The following is a 20954-nucleotide window of genomic DNA, read 5'->3' as shown; positions in this document are numbered from 1 at the left end:
GTTTCCGCCTGCGCTGCCTCCTCCGCAACTGCCGCTGGCAAGAAGGCGGCGAGGCCCGAAGATGTCACTGGATTTTTTATGCTCATCATCCGAACCGACCAAATGAAGGTATTCGACGAGCAGCGGGACGTACGGCTCGCCGATCTGCTGCACGCCCATCTCGAACAGCGCTATCCGGACTGGATTGCGCCGCTATCGGAGGAGGAAATCCGGGACCGCGTGCGGCGCGCGATCCGCGTGGCGCGCCAGTATGGCCTCGATAACGTCCGTACCATCGGTGAATTCGTCGCCAGGACGTTCACAGCGGGGCCATTATTTTTCAAACAGCCGAACATCGCCGCCGCGCTGGCATCCGTCTCGTCCGATCCTGACCCGGATACCCGATTCGCCCTGCTCGATCTGATGCTCACCGCACGCGACTGGAACGAGGCCCGCCAATCCGCCGGCCCGTTTGCGGCGCCACATAAGGAGGAATTACCGTGATGGACTGCAGCGCATGCGACCTGCCGAACCAGTCCGCTTCTTCCGTGACGCACTGCCAGCTGGCAGGCCCCCTGGTGTTCAAGGATACCGGCGTCTCCAATCTTGGCACCAGGCAGATTCCGTTGCTGCATTTGGTTTATGAAATCTGCACGCAACAATATGGGCCGGAGGCGCGCGAGGGCCGGAAGACCTGGCTGGCGCAGAAGTATTCCGAGAAGACGCACAAGGCGCTTGCGCGTCCCAAGTATCAGGTGAGCGTGGCCAATGCCAAACAAGAGGTGCACCATCTGATCGGCATGCTGTTGGCACAGCGGGCGCATTTTCTGCCAATCTGGGCGCAATTAAGCAGGGCGGGGCAGATGGAGGTGGCCGGCGCGATCGCCTCGCTGCTCAAAGGGGGGGCGCTGACGACTGATCTCCTGTCGCGTGGTCAAGCCGAGATGTTCAAGGGATCGGCGCATCTGGCCATGGAAGGTGCTGCCGCGGACCTGAAACGCGGCCTGGAGAGGGCTGGCGCCCGCATCGAGAAGCTGGGGCAGGAGATCAACGTCACCCTGTCGCGCCTGGAAAAGGCCGTGCAGGCGCTGGGCGAATTCGAAGAGATGCTGCAGAAGTGCGATACCGAAATCGATTCTGTAGCCGAACAGGGCAGAACGATGGAGAACGAACAGGATCGCATTCGCCAGTTCATTCCGGACGCATTCAACACCGAGCGGACGCTCTACGGTGAGCTGGCGATCGAATTCCTGATCGACAGCTCGGAGAACGGCGACAAATGGGAGGCCGACGCCAGGGCCGCAATTGCCCGATTCCGCCAACTGGACGTGCTGAAGGCGGAGCTCGGCCTCAGACTGTCCTCGCTGCGGCAGGAACGCCAGTTCGTCGCGGAGCGGCATGACAACATCCTGAAACTGGTCCGCCCGATCGAATCGCTCTACGACAGTCTGGAACAAGCGTGGCTCGACTTCCTGATGATGCAGTTCGAGTGGTCCGGGATGAGCGCCTTCGCGGCGCACACCCGGAACGACGCGCAACGGACTTTACAAGCGGCGGCGCTGGATAACGATTATGCCCTGCAGCCGGGAAATTACATGGACCCGAAGGAGTGCGAGCAACTGACGAACGTGCTGAAAGCGCACGGTGCCGCGCGCGAAATGTTCCTGTTCATGGATCCGCGTTTGAAGTACCAGAACAGCAGCAAGGTGGCCTGCCGTATCCGCAAATTCCTCGGCGCGCCGCAGGCGCTGGAGGCTTTCCAGGCCCTCGATGACGCCAACCTGATCCAGCCGGGGCCGTACGCCAAGCTCGGCGTGTTCGTCATTAATGCGCTGACACCGGGATCGTACGACCAGCGCCACCGCGTGCTGGTGCAGCGGGAACTGGAAATGATCGTCCAGGGCATGGCGGAACACGGCATGGACCCGACCATAAGCTGTCACAGCTGCGGGAGCACCCATGCCAGCGGCAAACCGCCCACCAACGCCGCCACCGACTGGATTCGTGACCATAATCCGCCGACGGCGCTGTATCGCCTGGGGCGCACCGTCTACCACGACAAGCTCGGACTGCCCGATTACACGGGCAACGGCACGGCCAACGGCCAGATCTTGCTGCCCCAGTGCCGGGAGTGCTCGAAACGGCAGGGCGCGATCACGGCCAAGGCGGTCGGCATCCTGGAACTGCTGCCTCCCTGGCAGCTCACCAGCACCACGTTCGATTTGAGCCGGCACCTGAAGGACACGCTGGAAGCCGACGACCCGCAGGATTGGGTGGATTTCCAGCGGCTGGTCTGCAATCCCAAGGCGGGCTGGCGCACTCCCAACGACCTGTCGGGCGCGCTAACCGCCTTTAACCTCGATAACCTTGTCGTTAGAGGAGGCGCCGGCAGCTTTACCGGCATTGACGAGGCGATGCTGAAGAATCTGGGCGTCGCCGTCGGTTGCCATACCTGTACGGATGTCCCGGTCCAGAACAACCCGTATCGGAACATCTCATGGATCGCGGACCACCAGCCACCGACCGCGCTGGTCGCACGCGGCCTGATGGAATTGCCGCAGATCGTGTATCCGCACTGCTGGGATTGCAGCGAGACGCAGGCGCAGATGGTGGCCAAGCTCTGCCGGCTTTTCGAGCAATGCTTCGGCAAAGAGCATAAGAAGGAGTGGGTGGCCTTCATCAAGGACCAGGCGTGGAGCAACCTCCTGGTCTGAGCTGCGTTACCGGGCGCGCCCTAAGGTTTCGCAGGGCCGCTCAGCAGCAGCATTAGCACGCTGTGCGGCGCCAGCCGCGCTTCCAGTTTGCCGCTGGTGTCGCCCGTCTTCTTGCTCCACAGGTCGGACCAGCGATACACGGTTTGCTTGAAATCGACCGACCGCTTGCTCAGGTCATCGATCAGGACTTGCTTCTTCCAGTCGTGGCGAACGTCGGCAGGCTGGTTGGAGCGGTTCAGGAACATCAGTGCCCACTGGCCGCCGTCGAGTGGCTTGGCATACATCTCCAGCGGACCATCGGCCAGGACCCGCAGCGCCTGCACACCCAGCTTGTCCTGGTTCACCGCGATCACGCCGGGGTTGGTCAGGATGCGGCGGGTCGACTCCGACATGGAACGCAAGTCGTTGCCCAGGATGAGGGGCGAAGCCATCATGGCCCAGATCGACAGATGGGCGCGGTCTTCATCCTCGCTCATGCCGTTGCCCACTTCGAGCATGTCCATATCGTTCCAGCGGCCGGGCCCTGCGAACTTGCGCAGGCCCGCCTGCTTGTCGAGCACGCGCAGCACGCCCAGGCCTGTCGAGAAACCGGGACTGAATTCGCAGTCGAAGCAATTGTAGATATCGGGCGTGGTGCGCCACGAATGGCCGACCTGGCCGGCCCACTCCCACGGCTTGCTCATGCCCCATTCGCATATGCTGAACACCATCGGACGGCCCGCCTTGGCGATTGCGTCGCGCATCGTGGTGTAGGCGGCTTCGGCGTTCATGCCCGGGGTGTCGCACCAGTCGTACTTGACGTAATCGATGCCCCAGCTCGCGTAGGTCCGCGCATCCTGGTATTCGTGGCCGCGGCTGCCGGGACGGCCGCCGCAGGTGGTCGCCCCGGCGTCCGAGTAGATGCCCAGCTTGAGTCCCTTGCCATGCACATAGTCCGCCAGCGCCTTCATGCCGGACGGGAAGCGCGTGGGGTCGGGCTGGATGCTGCCGTTGGCGTCGCGCTGGCCTTGCCAGCAATCGTCAATGTTCACGTACTGGTAGCCGGCGTCCTTCAAGCCATGCTTGACCATGGCATCGGCGGTCTCGCGAATGAGGCGCTCGTCGATTTCGCAGGCAAATTTGTTCCAGCTGTTCCAGCCCATTTGCGGAGTGCTGGCCAGGCCCTCAACCTTTTGAGCCCAGCTATTGCCGCAGGCGGCGGCAGCCAGCAAGCCGCCTGACAGGAGCTGCGCAATGCGTTTGGTGTTCATCTTGAATCCTCTACCTTGTCAATGTCATAAAGCTTGCGTTCGTGTGGCAGGCAAGCGTACTTCATTCCAAGTCCGCGATTCAATGGTGAAAATTGTCAATGGCGGCAATGTTTTTTGAGATTCACGCACGCTGGAGCCGGGCAGGGGACTGCACCTGATGCGCCGCATTCGTTCTCGCGCGCCGTCGCGGCTACTTCGCAGAAACGATAGCGTCGATCATTTGCTGGGAATAGACGGCGCCCGTTGTTTCTGTCGCCTCCATCATGGCGCGCCAAAGCGGGACGATGCCCACGCCCAGCTTGTCGAAGCGCATCAGGCCGCAGGCATAGATGCCGTCATAGCTATCGACGGCGCCGCCGAGTTTCTCGCAGGTCGCGGCTCGCTTCGCACGGTAGGCCTTCACTGCTTCTTCGCTGAACAGGCCCGTCTGGGCCAGGGCGTCGAGGGCCATGGCCTCCGCGCCGCCCTCGTGGATCCACGGCCCCTGGTCGTCGCCTAAGCCGCCGCGGGAAACCGCCAACTGCCAGATGTGTGCCATCTCGTGCGCGACGGTTTTGGAGGTGTACTCACGCAATTTCGGATGGTCGAGCTGCACTTGCTTGCCCTCAAACAGGTAAGAAACCTGGCCCGCGCCATTGATGGCGCCGCCTTTCATCGAAAAACCCGACGATTCAACGTTGCCAATCGAGATCATGATCAGCAGCTCGTCCTTTAACTGACGCTGGTAGGCCTTTTCGTAGTACGCGGACGTTTTTGCACCGACATCAAGTATGGTTTCGCGCAGCCACTGCGGGGTCGCCGGATCGATCACGACTCTGACCGTACCAGCAAGGACAGCCTGCGCCGGTCCGAAGTAGGCATAGCCGCGCGCGCCACCGGGATTCAGCCGGTTGGCTGGCGGCGCGATGACGTTTTCCTGCGCCAGCCCAGACAGATTGAAATCGGTGCGCATGGAGACAGTCCTATTGCCTTGTTGGACGTCGCCTTGCAGGTGGCCGAGGTAGACCGACGTCCCGCCATCACTGAAACGGTTGAATGAGACATATTCCTTGGGCGACCAGCCGTCGAAAGTCCTGATCTCCACGCTGGCCGCGCTGAACGGCTTTCCCTTCGACGCAATGACATCGAAGTCCGGTCCGGATGTCATGTCCATTCCAGGCGTGAGCACCTTCCATTCCTGTTTGCGAAACGCGCCGATGGAATGCAGCTTGACCGCTGTCACGGCTTGCGCGAAACGGTAATCCACGCGCCACAGGTCTTTCGCCACATGGCGCACATCCACTGCGACGGCAAGCCCGGGCTGTTCTTCCGCATGTACGAACGGAACAGCAGACAACATCAGAAAGGCGGCGCACAGACCAAGGAATCGATGCATGGAGAGGTCCTTCAATGATTAGGAAGGGAGCTATTCTACTTATTAAATTGCAAACAACGCAATTTTCCGTGGGCGACGCCGACGTCGAATCTTAATGCTTCGGCCAGCCAGCGCAGCCTGGTAGGCAGCGCTCTGGCAATTAGGGAATAGCGAATGCAGCACCCGGGGCTCAAGTACAGGCCACGGGTGCGAGCGGTGCCCGAATCACATGAACGCGCTGACGCGCCAAATCACACACGGAGGGACAGCGTTCCTGATGGCGATCGAAAAACGTACATGGTAGGGCGGATTCCCTGGAAGCCATGCGCACGCCGCGAGCATTCAAGTCCGGCCAGAACGCCACAAATCTGCCAGCGGGGCGTACCGTGAAAAGACGGGGAATCCCGTCCAACTTCGGACTGACACGGCATTTGACATAATATAGATTATGCGAAGTTCAGCAGTAGGCTTTCTTGGCGGGCACGGTGACGGTGATTACCGTTCCGGCGCCTGGTTTGCTGTCGATTGCCAGGCTGGCGCCGATGCCGTTGGCGCGTTCGCGCATGCCGACCAAGCCCCAGTGGCCCGGCCTGTGGCCTGCCGCGCTGACGGCATCGTCCAGGCCCCGGCCGTTGTCCTGGATGCGGATAACGAACGCGCTGCGGCCGTACGCCAACTCCAGTTCGATCCTGCTGGCGTCCGCGTAGCGCGACGCATTGAACAACGCCTCCCGCGCGATGGCGTAAATCTGTTCGTGCACCTCCGCGCGCAGCTGCCGCGTGACGCCGTCCACCTTTAGCGCGAACGCATGCGGCCGGTGTTCAGCCAGGCCTTTGCCAAACTGTTCCAGCGTGAGCTCCAGTGCTTCAGGCGAGCCTGAGGCGCGCAGATCCATGATCTGGTCGCGTCCTTCCACCAGCAACTGCTCCGCCAGATTCAGCGTCTGGTCCAGGCGCAGCCGTTCTTCGGTGCCATCCTTTAGCTGCCGGCTGTGCACGTCGAACGTCATCAGCAAGGACTGCATGCTTTGCAGCATGGTGTCGTGCAAGGTCCGTGCGATGCGCGTGCGTTCAGCCAGCCGCTCCTGCAGCCGTTCCTGCATCCTGCGCGTCAGCCAGCGTATCCGCAGCGTATATGCCACATAAAACAGCGCCAGCATCAGCGCCGCCAGCAACAGCTTGAACCAGACGCTTTGCACGAACGTGGGCGGAATCTCCAGCTCCAGCGCCGCGCCTGCCGTGTTCCATACGCCGTCCTCGTTGGACGCCGTCACCTCAAAGCGATATTTCCCCGGGGAAAGATTGGTGTAGTAGGCCTGGCGCCGTCCCACTGGCTCCTGCCAGGCCTGGTCCAGCCCGGCCAGCCTGTAGCGCATGCGCATCCGCTCGGGAAGCGACAGGCTCAGCGCGGTGAAGTCGATCTGCAGGTTGCGCGTGCCTTGCGGGAGCCCGAGCACGCTGCCTTGCGGCACCGCGTAGCCCACGCCGTCCGAGGAAACGCCGGTGATTTCCACTGGCGGCGCCAGCTGGTTGCGCGGGATGTTGTCCGGGTCGATGCTGCCGACCGAGCTCGTGGTGGCGTACCACAGCACGCCGTTGCGCGCGCGCCGGAGCGACGGCACCGGCCGCAACTGCGGCGCCCGGCCCTGCATGCCATCCTGAGCGTTGAAACGCTCGAAGGCGACCGTGCCGCCGGATTTCATCCAGCCTTCCAGCGCGGCCGCGTCGATGCGGTACAGGCCGTCCGCCCCGTGCAGCCACAGTTCGCCGCTGGGCAACCGCACAATGCCGGACACGCCCCGGAAGCTTTCGTTGCGCTCGCCGCGCAGTACCGTAACCCGCCCGGTGCGCAGCAGTGCCACGCCGTTTTCGCCGCCGGCCCACATGGCATTCCCATCCGCGTACAGATGCATGATGGTCCCCAACTGCAGGCCTTGCTCCGGGCCGAGTTGGCGCACCGCGCTGCCGTCGACCACGGCAATCACGCTGCGCAAATGCCCCATCCATAGTTTTCCCTGGCTGTCCCGGGCCATGGTCGTGCTCAGCAGGCCGGGCAAGCCTTGCAGGCCCCCGGACTTGGTCCAGCGCCCATCCGCGAGCCGGTACACGCCTTTGCCGGAGGAAAACGAGACCCATAGGGCGCCGTCGCGGTCCTGCTGCATGGCGTGGACACGCAGGGTCTGCACCTCATCCGGATAGCGTATCAAGGTTTGGCGCCCGTCGGGATCGCGGCGCTGCACGCCTTCCATTCCGCCCACCCAGACCACGCCGTCCTCGCCGGTATAACTGGCGGTCAGCTGCCCCTGGACCTCGCGCGCGATACGCCCGCCGGGGCCGTAACTCCACAGGTCGCCGGAATAGTCGCCCACCCAGATCTCGCCGGATGGCCCGGCCACCAGTGCAGGGAACGCCAGTTGCTTGTCGACCGGCAGGATGCGCAGCCGGTTGGGACGCAGCCTGTCGATGCCGCGCGAGGAACCGACCCACAGATTGCCTTCGCGGTCCTGGAACATGGCGCCGAGCATGGGGCCGCTGATGCCGTTCAGGCTGGACAGGCGCTGGTCCGGTGCGCTGGGCGCCTGCGGATCGAGTTTGCGCTCCAGGCTGTCGGCATGCATCATCCACATGGTGCCGTCGCGGTCGAACCGCATGGCGGAGCCTTCCATGTCTCGCTTGGCCGGCTGGCTCCCGGCTGGCGCCGCGGGGCGGATCTTGTAATAGCTGCCCGCGAAATCGTTGCCCCAGACGGTGCCGTCCGGTGCTTCGCAGAGCGCCACCAGGGCCGTATGCGGCCAGGCCTTGCGGAATCCGGTTTCGCCCGGCCTGCGGTAATAGGCGCCGATATTGGTGCCGATCCAGGTGCTGCCGTCGCGCGTGAACAGGATCTGAAACACGCCCAAGGCTGGCAATCCGGCCTGCGGTCCCAGATAGCGAAAGCGCTTGCTCCCCGGCTCCAGCACGGCCACGCCGTCGCGCATCGCCACCCATACCGCGCCGTCCGGTGCCACCTCGATATGCATGGCGCCCACGGGCTGCAAGCCGTCGGCTTCCGTGTAGGTGTGGCCGCCATCCTTCCTGAACACTGAGACGCCGCCCACGCGGTAACCCACCCACACCGCGCCGTCGGGTGCGGTAGCCAGGCCCATGATGTTGCTGGAGTGAAGCGCTTGGCCGTACACCTTGTCGACCCGTTCGAAATGCACGCCGTCGAAGCGGTACAGGCCTGCCGGCGTGGCGATCCATAGCCAGCCGTCCGGGCCTTGCGCGAACTTGGTCACGCCTGCCGGCGCGCCGTCCACTTCGGTCCAGGCCGTATGGGTGTAGTCAGCCAGCAGCGGCCGCGCGGCGGCGGCCTGGGCGCCGGCAGGCCCGATGACCAAAAACAGAACAATCAGGGCTTTGAAAATCCGTTGGGTCATCGTTTGAGGCTGGCTTCAGGGGAAGTGTCGTAAGGCACGAAATATAGCGGATCCGGCCCGGCAGCGGGTAAATTCCTATTGGAAATGTGACATTTATTGTGTCGGAAATCTTTACAGTAAAACAATTCTAGAGCCGCCTGGTTGTTTAAAAACAAAGACTTATAAAAATGGCATGATCCTTGCTGCATGGGCTACACCTCAACTATTTAAAGTGAACCAAGCGAATGAAAATCTTGCCTAAACTTATTGCCAGCGTTGTCTTCGCTGCCACCAGCCTGGCTGCCAACGCGGCGGTCATCAATGTCTCCCAAAACGCCCTGAAAGCTTCCACCGGCTATTACACCGACGTCATCGGCGGCGGCATCGGCGATATCGTCGTGACCACCGGCGGCGGCAACGGCGCCAATATCGGCCAGGTTGACGGCCGCAATGATGACGGCTTCGCCGGCGCCATCAACCTGGGCTTCAACGTCAGCCTGTTCGGCAATACCTACAGCTCGCTGTACATCAACAACAACGGCAACGTGACGTTTGGCGACGGCCTGGCGGCCTACAACCCGGTAGGTCCGGTCAGCACGCCGGTGCCCATCATTGCGCCGTTCTTCTCGGACGTCGATACGCGCGATCCCGCCAGCGGCGTGGTGCACGTGCGCACCGACATCGCCAACCAGATCATCGTTACCTGGGACAACGTGGGCTACTACAACAGCCACGGCGACCTGACCAACAGCTTCCAGCTGATCCTGCGCGGCACCAACTATCTGACGCCTGTCGGCGAGGGCTCGATCGGCTTCTACTACGGCAATATGGCTTGGGAACGCACGCCGGACAGCGGCACCGGCCCGGCTGTGGTGGGCTTCGGCGACGGCAACACCAACGGCGTTATCCTGGACGGCTCCTTCCAGGACGGCCTGGCTGCCAACGTGGCGAACCGCCACGTCTGGTTCAACGAACGCCTGGAACCGACCACCGTGCCTGAACCAGGCTCGATCGCCTTGTTCGCATTGGGCATGGGCGCGCTGGCTTACGCGCGCCGCCGCAACGTCAAGTAATGCTTTTCCCGTTCACCGAGGCCATGATTTCGTCATGGCGCTGGTGATCGGTCTTGTGCAGATAGGCGGCCGTGGTGGCGATGCTGGCATGGCCCGCCGTATCCTGCAGCGTCTTCAGTTGCACGCCGTTGTTGGCGTGGTTGGTCAGCATGCTGTGGCGCAGCCAGTGCGCCGAGGCCTGCCGCAGGGTGGCCGCCATGTCGGCGTCGCCCCGGGCAGCCGCTTCGCCGGCAGCAGCAGCGAACACGGCTTTCAGGGCGTTCGACGCCGCTTCATCCGTCAGGCGTGCCGGCTGCCGGCTGCGGCTGGACAGCACCAGCGGCGTAGCGTCTGCGCGGCCGGTCTGCGGCAACAGGCCGTATGCCTGGCGGTAGGCGCGGTAGGCGTCCAGCAAATCGGGCGGCACCGGCACGCGGCGCGGCTTGTTTCCCTTGCCTAGCAGGTCCAGCCACCAGCGGCCGCCGCCTTCGGTGTACAGGTCGCCCATGTTGGCGCTGACGATTTCATTCAGCCGTGCGCCGGTGTGCGCATAGGCCAGCAGCAAGAACAGGTCGCGCGCGCGGCGCCGCAGTTCGGCCGGCAAGTCGGCCGGGCGGCTGGCCACGGTGGCCAGCGCCAGGCCGATCGCATCCTGGTTCAAGTAGCGCGTAATGCGGCTGGCGCCACGGGTTTTCACGTGCTTGACCAGGGCCCCGGGATCGCGCCGCAGGTAGCCGGTTTGTTCCGCAAACGCCATCAATCCCTTCACGGCAATCATGGCCTGGCGCCGGCTCGGGTCCGACAACGGCCCCGTAAATGGCCTGTAGCGCGGGTCCGTGCGCGGCCACTTGGTGGCCGATATCCAGTCCGGCGGCGGCGCGCGCAGGAATTCCTTGTAGGCGTTCAGGTCGGCCACCTGCAGCTGGCGCAGCGACTTGCCGGCTTCTTCGCGGCACCAGGTCAGGAAGCGGAACAGCTCCTTTTGTGTATTCGCGCGCGACTTGACGCTCAGTTCGCCATGGCCGATGAACTCACGCGCAATCTCGCTGTCCGTGCGGGCATCGGTCAGCACGTCTTCGGGCATCTCACGGTAGGGGTTCAGCTCGGCGCGCCTGGCCTGCCCGGTCAACGGTTCCAGGTTAATCAGGGAAAATTTACTGTTCATAAACACAGTATAACATACAGTATTTCATCCAGTATTCGTACTCGACAATATAAACAGTAATGTCGAGTTAAATCTGCTGCGCGAAAACGGCGGATTTTATGGCTATACTCAACCAGGATGGTCCGCTACCGGAGAGTTCCATGGACGTGCGCCCCGTGCCCCGTTTGTTTGCAGTCTCGTCCGAGCCGCAGGTGCTGGGATCCTGCCCGCAAGTGATCACCCTGCGCTTCCTCGCTTCCGCTCACCACCCGCCTCCCAGCCGCTTGCCCAAACTGAGCCTGGTTGGCGGCCCCTTGGCCGACGCGCCTTACCAGGCCGTGTTCCTCAACTTCGAGGACATGCTGGGCCGCGGCTTGCCGCCCGTGTTCGACATCTATCTGGGTGTTCCGCCCTGCACTTTGCCCAGTGACGGCAACCATGCCGGCGCACTGCCCTGCTCCACCTTGCACGCGGCGCTGGACATCACCGAGGTGTTCACCCGCCTGCGCACCAAGCCGGAATGGGACCAGAAGCATTTGCAGGTCCTGCTCCACCCACGCCACGCCATGCGCGCCGGCGCCGCCCTCTCGATCGGCAGGGTCAGCCTCTACACCGGGCAGCGCGGCTAGTTGGGCGCGGATTCCGCCATCAGCTCACCTATCCAGTCGATAAAGGCGCGCACGGTGGGCGACAGGTGGCGGTTTTGCGGGTACATGACCGACACCGGCACGCGCGGCGATTTGTAATCCGGCAACAGCTGCACCAGCGCGCCGGACTGCACGTGCGGGCGCACCAGGTAGGCGGCGGTGCAGATCAGGCCCAGTCCCTGCAAGCCGGCCTGCACATAGGTGCTGGTGTCGTTCGAGGACAGGCGGCTCTTCATCGGCACGCTAATGGTGGTGTTGCCGTCGTTGAAGATCCAGTCCATCGCCCTGCCCGTGCGGCCCAGCAGATAGCCCACCGCCACATGGTGCTGCAGGTCTTCCAGCGTCTGCGGCGCGCCGTGCTGCTCCAGGTAGGACGGCGCCGCGCACACCATCCAGCCGAAACTGGCGATCTGGCGCGCCACCAGCGAGGTCGAGTCTTCCGGCTGGCCGGCGCGGATCACGCAGTCTATGCCCTCCTGCACCAGGTCCACCGGCCGGTCGCTGACGGTGACGGCCATCTGCACCTCCGGATAGCGGTCCAGGAACTGGCGCACCGAGGGAATGACGAAGTTGCGCGCGAATGAAGGCGTCATGTCCACCCGCAGCTTGCCGCGCGGCTGGCCGGAGTTGCCGGGGAAGCTGGCCTCAACTTCGTCCAGCTCGTCGAGCAGGCGGCGGCAGTGGCCATAGTAGATGGTGCCGTCGGGCGTGAGGCTGAGTCGGCGCGTGGTCCGCTGCAGCAGGCGCACGCCGATGTGCGCCTCCAGCTCCTTCACCGCGCGCGTGACGGTGGACGGCGGCAGCGACATTCCTTCCGCCGCCTTGTTGAAGCTGTTCACCTCCACTACGCGCACAAACATCCGCATGGCGTCGAGGCGGTCCATATCAGGCCTTTTCGATCAGGATGGGCACTTCCTTGAACGCGGGCGTATTCGAGCCGCGCGCCGTCAGGTCCGGCGAGGACAGTGGCGTCAGCTCCGGGAAGTAGCCGAACACGTCGTCGCCCGGGATAGGATACTCCACCAGCCGGTAGCCCTGCACCACGCGCTCGATGCCGTCCAGCGAGGCAGCGCGCAGGTTGGCGGTGTCGCCGTCCTTGAAGCCCAGGCGCGCCAGCGTGGCCGGGCCCACGAACAGCACCTTGCGTGTGTGATGTACGCCGCGGTAGCGGTCCACTTCTCCTTTCGGGTCGAAATACACCGTGGTGTTGTACTGGCGGTGCGCGCGCACCGTGGCCAGGCACACCACGCGCTCGCCGTGCACGGCGCGGGCGCGCTTCATGATGCTGTCCTGCGGCAGCGCGTGTGCGGCGAAGTTGGCCTTGCCGCTGTCGGTCTTCCATACACGCTGCGCGGCGGTATTCGGCAGGTGGAAGCCGCGCTTGCGGCGGATGTTGGCGTTGTACTGCTCAAAGCCGGCCACGGCGCCCTGCGCCGCCCTTTCGATCAGGTCGCGCGTGGCGTCGTAGTCGCGGCCCATGAGGGTCCAGTCGATTTTGGAATCGGGCAGCGCGTGGCGCGCCAGTTCCGTCACGATAAAGGGCTCCGAGCGCAGCTTGCCGCTGGCCGGGCGGTTGCGGCCGGTGGATGCGTGCACCATGCTGGCGGTGTCCTCCACGCTGACGAACTGCTGGCCGCCGGCCTGCTCGTCGTGCTCGGTGCGCCCCAGGCATGGCAGCAGCAAGCCGGTTTCGCCGGGGTACAGGTGGGTGCGATTGAGCTTGGTGGCGATGTGCACCGTGAGCTTGCAGCGCGACAGCGCGTCCAGCACGCGCGGGCTGTCCGGGCCGGCCACGGCAAAGTTGCCGCCCAGGCCGACGAAAGCGTGCACCGAGCCGTCCAGCAAGCCATTGATGGCGGCCACCGCGTCCAGCCCCGGCTGCGTGGGCGGCGTGAAGCCGAACACCCGCTCCAGGCCTTGCAGCCACTCGGTCCTGGGCCGGTTGGTGATGCCTACCGTACGGTCGCCCTGCACATTGGAGTGGCCGCGCACCGGCATCAGCCCGGCGCCGGGCTTGCCCACATTGCCGCGCAAGAGCATCAGGTTGGTCAGCATCTGGATGGTCTCTATGGCGTATTCGTGCTGGGTCAGGCCCATGCACCAGGTGCTGATGGTGGCATTCGACTGCGCGTAGATCTGCGTCACGTGTTCGATCTGGGCGCGTGCCAGGCCGCTGTCCCGTTCAATGTCGGCCCAGCTCTGGCTGCGCACCACCGACTGCAGCGCCTCGAAGCCCTGCGTGTGTTCGGCGATGAAGGCGCGGTCCAGCAGGCTGCCCTGCCCTGCGGCCGCGTCGTCCGCTTCCAGCAGCGCCTTGATCATGCCGGTGATGGCGGCCATGTCGCCACCCACGCGCACCTGGCAGTACTCGTCCGCGATCGGCGTGCTGGCTCCGGTCAGCAGTTCGCCGGCTGCCTGCGGGTCGGTGAACTTTTGCAGGCCGCGCTCCAGCAGCGGATTGAAGACCACGATCTTGCAGCCGCGCAGTTTGGCATGGCGCAGGTCGCCCAGCATGCGCGGATGGTTGGTGGCCGGGTTCTGGCCGAATACGAAAATGGCCTCCGCGTGCTCGAAGTCCTCGCGCGTGACGGTGGACTTGCCGACGCCGATGGACAGCCGCAGCGCATCGCCGGACGACTCGTGGCAATAGTTGGACGAGTCGGGCAGATTATTGGTGCCGAAGGCGCGCGCAAACAGCTGGTACGGGAACGCTGCTTCATTGCTGCTGCGGCCGGAGGCGTAGAACACCGCGCGGTTGGGGTTGTCCAGCGCACGCAGGGCCGCGCCGGCCAGCTGGAACGCCTGCTCCCAGGCGATTTCGCGGTAGCAGTCGCTGGCGCGGTCGTACAGCATGGGCGCTGTCAGGCGGCCAATGGCTTCCAGTTGCCATTCCTCGCTGCGGCGCAGGGCCGTCACGGTGTGCCTGGCAAAATGTTCGGGCGTGGCGCGCTTGGGCGTGGCCTCGTGCGAAATGGCCCAGGCGCCCTGCTCGCAGAAATCGACCGCCTTGTCGGTGGGGGAATCCGGATAGGCGCAGCCGGGGCAATCGATGCCCTGGGGCTGGTTCACGCGCGGCAGGGTGTTCAGGGCGGGAAAGGCGCCGTTGCCGGTCAGCGCGCTGGCTGTGCCGCGCAGGGAACCGAAACCGCCCGCAGGCTTGTCATAGGCTTGGATAGGAATGAATTTGTCGGACAAAACAGAAAACTCCAGTGACACGGCAAGCCGCGCACTTTACCACAGGGCCGCGCAGGCACAAATGCCGGCACGGCCCCATCCTGCTATTGCGCTGTGGCGCTGGCTTTGCGGCGGCGCGCCGCGTAGCCGACCAGGCCCAGGCCGGCCAGCATCATGCCGTAGGTCACCGGTTCGGGCACAGGCGAGAGCAGCACGCCGGTGCAATCGCCGAACGTATCGCAGGCCGTGCCGACGATCTGGCCGAGGTCATTGATGTCCCTGACGTCCTGGATCGTCAATCCGGAGGCTGGGTCGATCAGCGTATCCAGGTCGTGCATCGCGCCGCCGCTGTACAGCCAGCCGCCGCCGCCAGATTGCCCCACCACCGCCTGTCCGTGCTCGTTGACGGCGCGCGCGTAGCTGTTCGAACCAAGCCAGCCCAGGTCGGTCATCACCCCGTTCTGGTAGATGAACGCGTTCTGCCGGCCGCTCGCATTCACCGAACTGCCGACGATCTGGCCCGCGTTGTTGATGGCGTAGGCCGCGCTGTACGAGCCCCCCAGCGTGCCCAGGTCGGTCATCTGCCCGTTCACATAGAGGAAGGCGTGGTCGCTGCCGCTGCCGGCGGTCTCGCTCTTGCCGACGATGGCGCCTGCGTCATTCACCGATTCGGCCACGCTGTTCCTGCCGCCCAGCGTGCCGAGGTCGGTGAGGATGCCGTCCTGGTAGTGGGTGGCGTGGCGCGGCGCATCGCTGGTCCAGGTGTCGGCCTCCAGGCCGGAATCGCCCACGATGGCGCCGTTGTTGTTCAGGCCCAGCGCGCGTGCGGACGCGTAGGGTTTCAGCCTGCCCAGCGGGGTCAGCTCGCCGTTCTGGTAGCGGTAGGCGTTGCCCCAGGCGATGTCAAGGTCGCCGCGCACCATGGTGGCGGTGCCGTGCTGGTTGATCTCGGTGAAGTACTCGCCCTGCACGCCGGTCGCGGGCAGCAGGGTGAAATTGCCCTTCGACCAGATAAAGGCGCGATTGCCCATGTCCGCGTAGGAATAATAGCCGCCCACGACCGTCCCTGAATTGTTAATCGATACGGCCGAGCCGCCGTCGCCCGGCAGCGTCAGGCGCGTGACGGCGTACTGCACGTCGGCCTGGGCCAGCGCCGGCAGGGCCGCGGCCAGCGCGAGGAGAAGAGGTTGTATCTTCCTGATTAATAGCATTTTTAGTCCTTGAACGTCATTGATGGGATGCGCGCGCGAGCGCCATCCTACCGGTGCGCAAGGCGCGCACAATTGACGTTTGGACTATATTTTTAATTTATCATGATTGTGACATTGTGTGAGCCGCGCGTCCTCTGGCCCAGCTATACTGGTCGCGCGGCTCTGTGCCGGCTTAGCTTACTGCAGCGCCTCGGCCGGGCCGAAGAACTCGTAGTAGGTCTGCGCTTCCGGCACGCCCAGCTCGCGCAGGTGCGTCTTCATGGCCTTCATGAACGGCGTCGGGCCGAGGAAGTAGGCTTCCACGTCGCGCGAAGCCGGCAGCCAGTCGGCCAGGTGGCCCTTGCCGATGTAGCCAGTGGCATCGGCCTTGGCGGCGCCCGCCTGCTCCTGCTCATACACGTAGTAGCGCGACAGCTGCGGGTGCTGCTCGGCCAGCTGGTCGATATGGCTGCGGAAAGCGTGCACGCCGGCGTGGCGCGCGGCGTGGATGAAGTGCACCGGGCGGCGCGTGCGCAGCGCGGCGCTCAGCATGGCCAGGGTCGGGGTGATGCCGACGCCGCCGCTGATGAGCACCAGCGGCTTGTCGCTGTCCGCCAGCGTGAAGGCGCCCGCAGGCGGGAACAGGGTGATGCTGTCGCCCGGGTTCAGCTTGTCGTGCAGGTGATTGGACACTTTGCCGTCCGGCTCGCGCTTGACGCTGATGCGGTAGGTGGCGCCGTTGCTCTCGGCCGACAGCGAATACTGGCGCCGCATTTCCTGGCCATTGACTGTGACCAGCACGGTGATGTACTGGCCGGGCAGGAAGGCCACCACTTTGCCGCCGTCCGCCGGCACGAACACGAAGGACGTGATCTCGTCGCTCTCCACGGTCTTGGCGGCCACCTTGAACTCGCGCGCGCCGCGCCAGCCGCCTTCGGCTTCTTCATTGGCCTGATAGATCTGCTCTTCGGCGCCGGCCAGGATGTCGGCCAGCTGGCCGTAGGCCGAGGCCCAGGCTTCGATCACCGCGTCCGTCGCCACGTCGGCGCCCAGCACCTCGCGGATCGCGCCCAGCAGCGCGGCGCCCACTTTGGGATAGTGCTCCGGCAGGATCTGCAGCGCAGCGTGCTTGTTGATGATGGTCTTGACCAGCGGGCCCAGTTCCTCCAGCCGCTCGATGTTGGACGCGTACATCAGGATGGAATTGGCCAGGGCCCGCTGCTGGGTGCCGCCGTGCTGGTGAGTTTGATTGAAGAATGGCTTCACTTCCGGGAAGTCATTGAACAGCTTAAGGTAAAAGTGGCGCGTCAGCGTTTCGCCGCCCTCTTTCAGGATAGGCACGGTTGCGGTGATGATGGCGCGGTGTTCCGGGGTCAGCATGATGTGTCAGCCTTTTTTGGTAGTGGATTGATGTGAGGAGAATCAGGCGGCCAGGCGCTCTGCGGCGAGCGCTTCGGCGGCGGGATAGAATTCGTGGTCTTCCTTCTTGATGCGCTCGTACACCCTGCGCAGCACGCCGTTGGCTTCGGCGCGGAATTTCTCGGGTGCTGCCAACAGGCGGGCGGCGGAATTCCAGGCGGTGGCGAACGCCATGTAGGCCGCCACGATGCCGTTCATTTCAAGCTGGTACAGATGGCTCATGCGCGCCAGGGCGGTGTCGCCGCAGCCGGCCAGCGTGGGATAGAGCACTTTGTCTTCCACCGCCAGGTGCAGCTTGATGTTGCCGCTCATGCCGACAATGCGGGCAGCGATGCGCTCTGCGTTGGACTCGGTACCGCTGTGCACCAGCTCGCGCAGCGCGGTGATGTCCGCGAGGATGTCTTCATGCTGGTGCTTGAATTTGTCGATGTTCATGACTTCGTTCCCTGTCTTCGCTATCAATGTGGCTCAACTATAGCGGATTTTTCGTAAACATGCAAAGCATCTACATGTTTAAAGGCAGGGTGTGCCGCGGGGCGGCTCGGTGTCCTAGGCGGTCTTGCGGGCGGCGCCGCCGTGCAGCCAGATGAACAAGGCGGTGGCTGCCGCGGCGCCGGCCAGTTGTGAAAGGATGTAGGCCGGCGCGTCGGCCAGGCGGATGCCGCCGCTGCCGAACACACGCGCCAGCGTCATGGCGGGGTTCATGAAGGCGGCCGAGGGACTGAAGCAGCAGGCCGCCATCACATACGCCGCCACGGCGAACGGCGCCGCTACCGGGCGGCTGCGCCCGCAGCCGATGAAGACCGCCAGCAGGCCGAAGCTGCAGACGAATTCGCCCAGCCAGTGCGCGGCGCCGATGCGGACCTGGGTGGACGCCACCAGCCAGGGCACGTCGAACATGGCGTGCGCCGCAGCCGCGCCAATGAAGGCGCCCGCCATCTGCGCTGCCGCGTAAGGCAGGGCCGCCTCCAGCGGCAGGCTGCCGCGCCAGGCCTGGCACAGGGTCAGCAGCGGATTGAACAAGCCGCCAGACACCGGGCCGAAGGCCAGTATCAGCACCGCCAGGCCGACGCTGGACACGCCGGCGCCCAGCATCAGCGCCAGCGCCGCGTCCCCGCCCGCCAGCCGCGCGGCGGCGAAACCGGCGCCGCACGCTATCGCCAGCAGCAAGGCCGTCCCCACGCATTCCGCCGCCACGCGTTTCCCGATATTCTCCACCGCACTCCCCCATCATGCCGAACGACCCTCCACTGTAGGGAGTGCCGGCGGCGGCGGGATCAGCGCGCGGCTATATCTGCTATGGCACCTGCGCCTTGCCGTTGCTGCGCGCCAGGGCGAGTGCGGCGTCCAGCGCGTCGTTCAGGGCGGCCACGTCGATGGGCTTGGTGATGTAGCGGAAGAAGCCGGCGTCCAGCGCGGCGTCGATATCGTTGCGCATGGCGTTGGCGGAAATGGCCAGCACCGGCACGGCGGCCATGTCCGGCTGCTCGCGCAGCCGCCGCTGGATTTCGCGCCCGTTCAGGCCGGGCAGGTTCATGTCCAGCAAAATGATGTCGGGCCGGTGCTTGCGCGCCAGTGCCAGGCCAGCCAGGCCGTCGGTGGCGGTGATCAGGGTCAGGTCGGTGCGGAAGCCCAGCACTTCCTGCACCAGCCGCAGATTGGTGGGGTTGTCTTCCACGTAGAGCAGCAAGGGCAGGCCGCCGCGCGCGGGCAGCGCTACCGGCGCCGCGGCGGGCGAGGCCGAGGCCGCGGCGATGACAGCGCGCGCGCTTTCCGGCGCGGCGGTCAACGGCAATTCGATCCAGAACACGCTGCCCGTGCCCGCCGTGCTGTGCACGCCGATGGCGCCGCCCATCAGCTCGACCAGCCGCTTGGTCACCACCAGGCCTATGCCGCTGCCCTCCTCGCTGCCGCCTTCCTGCCCCAGGCGGTTGAACGGCTGGAACAGCGCGTCCACCTGGTCGGGCTTGAGGCCGGGGCCGGTGTCCTGGACCGATACCCGCACCTTGTCCGCGCCGGACACGGCGCAGTCCACCACCACCACGCCCGTTTCCCGGTTGTACTTGATGGCGTTGGACAGCAGATTGAGCACGATCTGTTTCAGGCGCGTGCGGTCGGCCTGCACGTGCAGTTCACCCACCGGCGACATGATGATGCGGATACCGCGCTTGTTGGCCGCCACCTCCACCATGCGGTTGGCTTCCTGCAGCAGCTCGTCCAGGCCCACCGGCTCCATCGAGAACATGACCGTGCCCGATTCGATCTTGGCCAGGTCGAGGATTTCGTTGATCAGCGTGAGCAGGTGTTCGCCCGCCTTCAGGATGTGGCTCATGAAGGTCTTGCGTTGCTCGCCCGTGATGGGCAGCGTGTCGTTGTTGAGCAGCTGAGTAAATCCAAGGATGGCGTTGAGCGGGGTGCGCAGTTCGTGCGACATGCTGGCCAGGAACAGGTCCTTGGCCTTGCCGGCCCGCTCCAGCTCCAGCTTCTGCTCGTGCAGCGTGCGTTCAATGCGCTTGCGCTCGCTGATGTCGCGGATGGCGCTCGACACCAGCACTTCGCCTTCCGTTTCGAGCGGACTCAGGCTGATCTCGACGGGGAATTCGGTGCCGTCGCGGCGCAGGCCGTACAGCTCCAGCCCGGCGCCCATGGAACGCGGGCGCGGCGCGTCGAAAAAGCTGTTGCGCAGCTGCGGGTGGCCGGCGGCGTAGCGCTGCGGGATCAGCACTTCCATGCGCTTGCCCAGCAGCTCGCGCCTGTCGTAGCCGAACAGCTGCTCGGTCTGCGAATTGACCAGCACGATCTCGCCCTGCCGGTTGACGATGACGATGGCGTCCGGCGCCGATTCCAGCAGCCCGCGGAACTTCTGTTCGGCGGTGCGCCGCTCGCTGATGTCGCGCACCGCGCTCATCACCAGCGTGCCTTCCTCGGTGCTGATGGGGCTCAGGCTGATCTCGACCGGGAATTCCACCTGGTCCTTGCGCAGCCCGTACAGCTCCAGGCCGGCGCCCATGGTGCGCGGGCGCGGCTGGACGAAATAATTGGCGCGGTGCGCCACGTGGCCGCCGCGGTAGCGCGCCGGCAGCAGCACCTCCACCGGCAGGCCGCGCAGCTCGCCCGGCTGGTAGCCGAACAGGCGTTCGGCCTGGGTATTGGCCAGCACGATGAGGCCGGTGGAATTGGCCATGATGATGCCGTCCGGCGTAGACTCCAGCACGTCGCGGAACTTGGCCTCCACGTGCTTGGCGTCGCGCAGCGCCTTCTGGCGGGTGATGTCCTTCTTCGAGCACAGGATGTACTCGACGCGGTCGCCGGCCGGCGTCACCTCGTGCACGATCTTGCTGGCCACGTCCACGAACAGCGGCGAACCGTCCTTGCGCCGCCGCAGGCACTCATAGCCGTAGATGCCGCCGCTGCGGCCCAGTTCATCGAGGAAGCCGGTCCACTCCTGGCCCGGCAAGCCGATCAGCTCGTACAGCGGGCGGCCCACGGCTTCCCGCGCGGCATAGCCGAAAATCTGCTCCGCGCCCGCAGTCCAATGCACTACCTGGCCCATGCGGTTGGCCACCACCACACCGCCTGGAGTCTGCTCCAGCACCAGCCGGTCGAAATCCGTCGTCATCCTGTCGCCTCGCGC

General features: G+C 64.8%; 15 protein-coding genes. 4 read left to right on the top strand and 11 right to left on the bottom strand.

Translation table 11 applies throughout. The annotated features are described in order from the left end of the window. Window positions 1–78 precede the first annotated feature (78 nt). Both ASC94_RS01630 and ASC94_RS01625 read left to right on the top strand, forming a co-directional pair. Window positions 79–483, top strand: coding sequence for a hypothetical protein (locus ASC94_RS01630; protein WP_056389784.1), 405 nt, complete (start codon window positions 79–81; stop codon window positions 481–483). Further along, window positions 480–2693 carry a hypothetical protein gene (locus ASC94_RS01625; RefSeq protein WP_157201238.1) on the top strand — a complete coding sequence of 738 codons (2214 nt, stop codon included), beginning with the start codon at window positions 480–482 and terminating at the stop codon, window positions 2691–2693. Before ASC94_RS01630 ends, ASC94_RS01625 begins: the two co-directional genes overlap by 4 nt. A gap of 20 nt (window positions 2694–2713) precedes the next feature. Here the strand turns inward: ASC94_RS01625 and ASC94_RS01620 are convergent, their stop codons facing one another. The 3 genes from ASC94_RS01620 to ASC94_RS01610 form a co-directional block, all read right to left on the bottom strand. Continuing rightward, a complete protein-coding gene (locus ASC94_RS01620) occupies window positions 2714–3943 on the bottom strand; it encodes a glycoside hydrolase family 27 protein (RefSeq protein ID WP_056389778.1) in 1230 nt (409 codons plus the stop codon). A gap of 190 nt (window positions 3944–4133) precedes the next feature. Next, window positions 4134–5318 (bottom strand): hypothetical protein, encoded by a 1185-nt coding sequence (locus ASC94_RS01615; protein WP_157201237.1) that lies wholly within the window; start codon window positions 5316–5318, stop codon window positions 4134–4136. Window positions 5319–5754: 436 nt separating this feature from the next. Beyond that, entirely contained in the window at window positions 5755–8715 is a 2961-nt protein-coding gene (locus tag ASC94_RS01610; protein ID WP_056389770.1) for a sensor histidine kinase, read from the bottom strand. A 224-nt stretch (window positions 8716–8939) separates the two neighbouring features. Between ASC94_RS01610 and ASC94_RS01605 the strand changes: the two genes are divergently transcribed. Continuing rightward, complete coding sequence (locus ASC94_RS01605; protein WP_056389767.1) at window positions 8940–9767, top strand: nidogen-like domain-containing protein; 828 nt, start codon at window positions 8940–8942, stop codon at window positions 9765–9767. Here the strand turns inward: ASC94_RS01605 and ASC94_RS01600 are convergent. Then, window positions 9760–10911: a tyrosine-type recombinase/integrase gene (locus tag ASC94_RS01600; RefSeq protein WP_056389765.1), complete on the bottom strand. Its 1152-nt coding sequence runs from the start codon at window positions 10909–10911 to the stop codon at window positions 9760–9762. The genes ASC94_RS01605 and ASC94_RS01600 overlap by 8 nt on opposite strands. A 140-nt stretch (window positions 10912–11051) precedes the next feature. Between ASC94_RS01600 and ASC94_RS01595 the strand changes: the two genes are divergently transcribed. Beyond that, entirely contained in the window at window positions 11052–11519 is a 468-nt protein-coding gene (locus ASC94_RS01595; protein WP_056389761.1) for a hypothetical protein, read from the top strand. On the opposite strand, the gene ASC94_RS01590 is transcribed toward ASC94_RS01595, so the two are convergent. The 7 genes from ASC94_RS01590 to ASC94_RS01560 form a co-directional block, all read right to left on the bottom strand. Next, window positions 11516–12421: a LysR family transcriptional regulator gene (locus ASC94_RS01590; protein WP_056389758.1), complete on the bottom strand. Its 906-nt coding sequence runs from the start codon at window positions 12419–12421 to the stop codon at window positions 11516–11518. The genes ASC94_RS01595 and ASC94_RS01590 overlap by 4 nt on opposite strands. Before the next feature lies 1 nt (window position 12422). Next, complete coding sequence (locus ASC94_RS01585) at window positions 12423–14732, bottom strand: FdhF/YdeP family oxidoreductase (protein WP_056389755.1); 2310 nt, start codon at window positions 14730–14732, stop codon at window positions 12423–12425. 83 nt (window positions 14733–14815) lie between these two features. Further along, window positions 14816–15922, bottom strand: a complete 1107-nt coding sequence (locus ASC94_RS33415; RefSeq protein WP_056389753.1) for a DUF3466 family protein — start codon at window positions 15920–15922, stop codon at window positions 14816–14818. Between the two features lie 177 nt (window positions 15923–16099). Continuing rightward, complete coding sequence (hmpA, locus tag ASC94_RS01575; protein WP_056389748.1) at window positions 16100–17281, bottom strand: NO-inducible flavohemoprotein; 1182 nt, start codon at window positions 17279–17281, stop codon at window positions 16100–16102. 42 nt (window positions 17282–17323) lie between these two features. Next, window positions 17324–17755: a hemerythrin domain-containing protein gene (locus tag ASC94_RS01570; RefSeq protein ID WP_056389744.1), complete on the bottom strand. Its 432-nt coding sequence runs from the start codon at window positions 17753–17755 to the stop codon at window positions 17324–17326. A gap of 114 nt (window positions 17756–17869) precedes the next feature. Beyond that, window positions 17870–18538: an aquaporin gene (locus tag ASC94_RS01565; RefSeq protein WP_229417131.1), complete on the bottom strand. Its 669-nt coding sequence runs from the start codon at window positions 18536–18538 to the stop codon at window positions 17870–17872. Between the two features lie 79 nt (window positions 18539–18617). Further along, complete coding sequence (locus ASC94_RS01560) at window positions 18618–20939, bottom strand: PAS domain S-box protein (protein WP_082616013.1); 2322 nt, start codon at window positions 20937–20939, stop codon at window positions 18618–18620. Between the last annotated feature and the right edge of the window lie 15 nt (window positions 20940–20954).

Source organism: Massilia sp. Root418 (assembly GCF_001425265.1).
GTDB lineage: Bacteria > Pseudomonadota > Gammaproteobacteria > Burkholderiales > Burkholderiaceae_D > Rugamonas.
This window is presented reverse-complemented; position numbering and strand designations above follow the sequence as displayed.